Raw genomic sequence first — 1,914 nt, 5'->3', positions numbered from 1 at the left:
GCCCGCGATCACCCCAAGCCCGAGTGCGACCACCGGCACCTGCGACAGATTGGCGAGGACGTTATGCCAGCCCGGAATGTCGGGCACATAGGTCCGCCCGATCTTCTCGATCGTGCTGACCGACCCGCCCGCGCCGTCGATCATGCGAATGACCGGCAACCGCAGATCGTGGGCCATGCGTTCCTGCATGAAGTGCTTGCGCAGTCCGACGTCGCCGGCGTTGCTGGCGCTGATCGTGAAATCATGGGCGCCGACGGTGATCTCGCGCCCATTCAGCCGCGCGCGTCCGAAAATGAAGGACGACGCCTGGAACGACACCAGTTCACCCGCCTCGTCATATTCGGCGCTGCCCGAGAGCCCGCCGATCTCGTGCAGGCTGTCGGGATCTAGCAATCCGTCGAGCCGCTCGCGCACTGTCAGGCGGCCATTGTCCTTCTGCCGCTTGATCCGTTCGGGAGTGCCCATGCGCAGCGCGGCCTCGCGCCGGCGGTTCAGGTCATCGACTTCGGCTTGCCAGGACATATGTCTTCTCACGCAGCCCGCGGATCGGCACGCAGCAGATCGGCGAGATTATCTTCAAGGAATCGGGTGGTCACCGCGCCCGCACGGAACGCGGGATCATCGACAATCCGTTCGAGCAGTTCGAGGTTGGTAGCCACGCCATCGATCCGGCAGCGCCCCAGCGCGGCGGCCAGGCGGTCGAGCGCGGCGGCACGCGTAGGGCCGTGCGCGATCACCTTGGCCAGCAGCGAGTCATAGAACGGCGTGACCGCGTCGCCGCTGCGCACCCCGGTATCGATCCGCACGCCCTCGCTCTCCGGCAGGTCGACCAGCGCCAGTTGCCCCGGCGACGGCAGATAATTGCGGCGCGGGTTCTCGGCGCACAGCCGCACCTCGATCGCGTGCCCATCGATCGCCAGTTCATCCTGCCGCCACGGCAACGCCTGACCCGCCGCGACGCGGATCTGCCATTCGACGATGTCGATTCCCGCGATCAGCTCGGTGACCGGATGCTCGACCTGAAGCCGGGTGTTCATCTCCATGAACCAGACCCGCGCCGGATCGAGCCCGCCGGCGGCATCGGCGATGAATTCCACCGTCCCCGCCCCGACATAGCCGATCGCGCGCGCCAGCCGTAGCGACGCGTCGCGCAGCACCGCGCGCACCGCGTCGGGAATGTCGACGCCCGGCGCCTCCTCGACCACCTTCTGGTGGCGGCGCTGGATCGAGCAGTCGCGCTCGAACAGGTGGACGACATTGCCATGGGTGTCGGCGAGCAGTTGCACCTCGATATGGCGCGGCGCCTCGACATAGCGTTCTAGCAGCAGGCGATCGTCGCCGAAGCTGTTGGTCGCCTCGCGCCGCGCCGCCTCCAGCGCGGGCGGCAGTCCGTCGGCATCGCGGACGATCCGCATCCCGCGACCGCCGCCGCCGCCGACCGCCTTGACCAGCACGGGCCAGCCGACCGCCGCCGCTGCCGTGGCAAGCGCCGCATCGTCACCGTTGCCGCCGGGCAGCACCGGCACACCCGCCGCCGCCGCGATCGCCTTCGCGCCGTCCTTTGCCGCCATCGCGCGGATCGTGTTCGCCGCCGGTCCGATCAGCACCATGCCGGCCGCCGCGCACGCATCCGCCAGCGCGGGATTTTCGGACAGGAAGCCATAGCCGGGGTGGATCGCCTCCGCGCCGGTGGCGCGGGCGGCGTCGATGATGCGGTCGATCACCAGATAGCTGTCGCGCGGCGCCGGGCCACCGATCGCGACCACGTGATCGGCTTCCGCGACGAACGCGGCGCCGGCATCGGCGTCCGAATGGACCGCCACCGCCTCGATCCCCAGCGCGTGGCAGCTGCGGATGATCCGCCGGGCGATCTCGCCGCGGTTGGCGATCAATATCCTGCGAAACATCTCAGCG

2 protein-coding genes are annotated in these 1,914 nt (G+C 69.1%); both read right to left on the bottom strand.

The features are described from left to right. Positions 1-522 (bottom strand): carboxyl transferase domain-containing protein (locus VNR91_RS13045; protein WP_325491204.1); only part of this gene is annotated, 522 nt, incomplete at its 3' end. 8 nt (positions 523-530) lie between these two features. Then, positions 531-1,914 (bottom strand): acetyl-CoA carboxylase biotin carboxylase subunit (locus VNR91_RS13040; RefSeq protein WP_325491203.1); only part of this gene is annotated, 1,384 nt, incomplete at its 5' end.

It is taken from the genome of Sphingomonas sp., from assembly GCF_035555815.1.
Lineage (GTDB): Bacteria > Pseudomonadota > Alphaproteobacteria > Sphingomonadales > Sphingomonadaceae > Sphingomonas.
This window is presented reverse-complemented; position numbering and strand designations above follow the sequence as displayed.